The following is a 3905-nucleotide window of genomic DNA, read 5'->3' as shown; positions in this document are numbered from 1 at the left end:
GGACTGGCTCTTCCGGGACCCACTTGTCCCAAAAAATGAGATATTTTAAGCACAAAATGATGCTCAAGTGGGTCCCGGAGTGCCTGTCCCCTGCTTTCCTTAAAAGCGCTAAACAGATACAATAATTATAAGTCAGTTACATATTTTGCTTGACACAGACCAACAGATCAATTAACTACAGCGGGTTTGAGCCAGCAGAATTATTCGGAGGAAATATGCCTACCATAAATCAATTGGTAAGAAGGTCCAGGGACCAGGTGGTGAAGCGCAAAAAAAGGGCCGCGCTTCAGGAGTGTCCCCAGAAGCGGGGTGTCTGTGTCCGCGTTTACACCACTACACCCAAAAAGCCCAACTCAGCATTGCGCAAGGTTGCCAGGGTCCGCCTCACAAACGGAATCGAGGTTACTTCCTATATACCCGGAGAAGGACACAACCTGCAGGAGCACTCCGTGGTCATGATCAGGGGCGGGCGTGTCAAGGACCTGCCGGGTGTCAGATATTCCATTATCAGGGGCACCCTGGATACATCCGGTGTTCGGGACCGCAGAAAAAGCAGGTCCAAGTACGGCACCAAAAGACCAAAATAGCTTTTGCGCAAGGGAGAGAAAATAATGCCACGCAAAGGTCCCATACCTAAAAGAGCAGTGCTGCCTGATCCGGTATATCACAGCCGGATGGTAAGCAAGTTTGTCAACCGCCTCATGGTGGACGGCAAGAAAAGCATAGCAGAAAACCTGCTGTACAAAGCCATTGAAGAGCTGGGAGAAAAGACCAGCGAAGAGCCTCTCAAGGCATTCAATCAGGTAGTGGAAAACGTCAAGCCGCATATGGAGGTCAAGTCCAGGCGTGTAGGCGGCGCAACCTACCAGGTTCCCATGGAAGTAAGGCCCAGCAGGCAGGAAGCCCTGGCCATCCGGTGGCTGGTACTTTATGCCCGCAACCGGGGGGAAAAGGGAATGGACCGCAAGCTGTCCTCGGAACTGCTTGATGCCTACAACAATCGCGGGGGCGCAATAAAGAAGAAGGAAGACACGCATCGCATGGCCGAAGCCAACAAGGCCTTTGCTCACTATCGCTGGTAATTGCGCCGGCAGGTGAGAAGCTTTTATCTGATCAGTGCACGCCATGATCAGATAAAGTTCAGGAGGCTGGTCAGGCTGGATAACCCTAAACACCAATCATGCCTGGGTGTGATTATACCCAGGTTTTTTGTATCTGGTTTAACACTAAAGAGAGATCATCAGTGTCACGGCTCGTACCCATAGACAAGCAGCGAAACATTGGCATCATGGCCCACATAGACGCGGGCAAGACAACTACCACCGAGCGTATACTCTACTATACAGGTGTATCGCATCGTCTTGGGGAGGTGCATGATGGACAGGCGGTAATGGACTGGATGGAGCAGGAGCAGGAACGCGGCATCACCATCACTTCGGCTTCCACCACCTGTTTCTGGAAGGATCACAGGATCAATATTATCGACACCCCGGGCCATGTGGACTTCACTGTCGAGGTGGAACGCTCTCTCAGGGTTCTGGACGGCTGTGTGGCTGTTTTCTGTGCCGTCGGCGGAGTGGAGCCCCAGAGTGAGACGGTCTGGAGGCAGGCTGACAAGTATCATGTCCCCAGAATGGCCTTCGTAAACAAGATGGACAGGACAGGAGCGGATTTTTTCAGGGTTGTGGATATGATCCGCGACCGGCTCAAGGCCAAGCCCGTGCCCCTTCAGATACCCATCGGTTCCGAGGAGAATTTCAGGGGGCTTATAGACTTGGTATACGGCAAGGCCTACATCTTTGATGACCAGTCCTTGGGCAAGAAGTTCGATTATATAGACATACCCGAGGAATACCAGGAGGAAGCCCAGAAATGGCGTCATCACTTAGTGGAGTCCATTGCCGAAGAGGAGGAAGCCCTGCTGGACAAGTACCTCTCCGGCGAAGAGCTGACCTCAGAGGAGATCATGGGCGGGGTGCGCAAGGCCGCAATCTCTTTGAGTATATGCCCGGTGCTGTGCGGATCGGCATTCAAGAACAAGGGTGTCCAGCCTCTTCTGGATGCAGTGGTAAGCTTTATGCCTTCGCCGGTGGATATACCTCCCATTCAGGGAGTAGATCCCAGTACAGAAGAGACCATAATCTGTCCTCCAAATGATGACGATCCTTTCAGTGCCCTGGCTTTTAAGCTTACATCAGATCCATATGTCGGCCATCTTTCTTTTCTCAGGATTTACTCCGGCAAAATTGAGAGCGGTATGAGTGTAATAAATGCCGCCACCGGAAAAAAGGAACGCATCGGCCGGCTTTTGAAGATGCACTCCAACAAGCGCGAAGAGATCAAATCCGCCTATGCAGGCGATATAGTTGCCGCAGTGGGCCTTAAATACACGGCCACAGGGGAGACCCTGTGCACACCGGAGCGCCCTGTGCTCCTGGAATCCATAGAATTTCCCGATCCGGTCATTGAGATAGCCATAGAGCCCAAGACCAAGAATGACCAGAACTCCCTGAGTAATGCCCTGCAGAAACTGTCCAAAGAGGACCCGTCCTTCAGGGTGAACACCGACGAAGAGAGCGGACAGACACTGATCGCCGGCATGGGGGAACTGCACCTGGATATTATCGTGGACAGGCTTACGCGGGAATTCGGAGTGGACGCCAACGTGGGCAAGCCCAGGGTTTCATACCGAGAGACCATCACCAAGAAAATCAAGCAGGACACCAGGTATGTCAAACAGACCGGAGGGCGCGGTCAGTACGGCCACGTTGTACTGGAGGTGGAGCCTGCAGAAACCGGCCAGGGCTACGAATTCGTCAACTCCATTGTGGGCGGGGTGATTCCCAAGGAATATATACCCGCAGTAGACAGGGGGATCCAGGACGCCATGAAAAGCGGAGTGGCAGCCGGTTATCCCATGGTGGACATAAAGGTCAACTTAGTCTTTGGTTCGTACCATGATGTGGATTCATCCGAGCAGGCTTTTTATATTGCAGGTTCCATGGCTTTCAAGGAGGCCTGCAACAAAGCAGAGCCGATAATTCTTGAGCCCATCATGTATGTGGAGGCGCTCACACCGGAAGAGTACATGGGAGATGTAATGAGCGATCTCAACGGCAGGAGGGGCAAGGTTCTGGGGATGGAGCCCAGGATGGGCACCCAGATAATCAAGGCCTATGTGCCCCTGAACAATATGTTCGGTTATGCCACGGACCTGCGCTCCAATTCGCAGGGCAGGGCAACCTATACCATGCAGTTCGACCACTATGACAAGGTTCCTTCCAGCCTGGCCGACGAAATTTTGAAAATCAAGTAAGGGGAGTAAGAGATGGGAAAGTCTAAGTTTGACCGCAAGAAGCCGCACGTTAATATAGGTACCATAGGCCATATTGACCATGGCAAGACCACGTTGACAGCAGCCATTACCAAGGTATTGAGCATGAAGGGCAGTGGTCAGTTTGTGGCGTTTGACCAGATAGACAAGGCTCCTGAGGAGAAGGAGCGCGGCATTACCATAGCAACTGCCCACGTGGAGTACGAGACACCCAATCGTCATTATGCTCACGTGGATTGTCCCGGTCACGCTGACTATATCAAGAACATGATTACTGGTGCTGCCCAGATGGATGGAGCGGTTCTGGTTGTGGCGGCAACTGACGGTCCCATGCCCCAGACCCGTGAGCATATACTTCTGGCCCGCCAGGTTGGAGTTCCAAGTTTAGTTGTTTACCTGAACAAGGTGGATCTGGTTGATGATCCCGAGCTTCTGGAGCTGGTGGAGCTGGAGGTTCGCGAGCTTTTAAGCAAGTATGATTTTCCCGGAGACGATGTTCCCGTTGTGCGCGGCAGTGCCCTGAAGGCCCTGGAGACTGAGGACTCTGAATCCGAGGATGCCAAGAGCATCT

The 3905-nt window shown here is 52.6% G+C and carries 4 protein-coding genes; all 4 read left to right on the top strand.

Annotated features, from left to right (window positions below; translation table 11 throughout):
• Positions 1 to 215: 215 nt before the first annotated feature.
• A complete protein-coding gene (rpsL, locus tag D5S03_RS11205) occupies positions 216 to 587 on the top strand; it encodes a 30S ribosomal protein S12 (RefSeq protein WP_008871711.1) in 372 nt (123 codons plus the stop codon).
• Positions 588 to 611: 24 nt separating this feature from the next.
• Positions 612 to 1082 (top strand): 30S ribosomal protein S7, encoded by a 471-nt coding sequence (rpsG, locus tag D5S03_RS11200; protein ID WP_008871710.1) that lies wholly within the window; start codon positions 612 to 614, stop codon positions 1080 to 1082.
• Between the two features lie 161 nt (positions 1083 to 1243).
• Entirely contained in the window at positions 1244 to 3316 is a 2073-nt protein-coding gene (gene fusA, locus D5S03_RS11195; RefSeq protein WP_008871709.1) for an elongation factor G, read from the top strand.
• A 12-nt stretch (positions 3317 to 3328) separates the two neighbouring features.
• On the top strand, positions 3329 to 3905 hold a 577-nt coding region (locus D5S03_RS11190), incomplete at its 3' end, for a GTP-binding protein (protein ID WP_287044041.1).

Source organism: Desulfonatronospira sp. MSAO_Bac3, assembly GCF_003838035.1.
GTDB lineage: Bacteria > Desulfobacterota > Desulfovibrionia > Desulfovibrionales > Desulfonatronovibrionaceae > Desulfonatronospira > Desulfonatronospira thiodismutans.
This window is presented reverse-complemented; position numbering and strand designations above follow the sequence as displayed.

Coding starts and splice junctions, on each gene's coding strand:
- rpsL (WP_008871711.1), top strand. CDS start 216: ATGCCTACCATAAATCAATTGGTAAGAAGGTCCAGGGACCAGGTGGTG.
- rpsG (WP_008871710.1), top strand. CDS start 612: ATGCCACGCAAAGGTCCCATACCTAAAAGAGCAGTGCTGCCTGATCCG.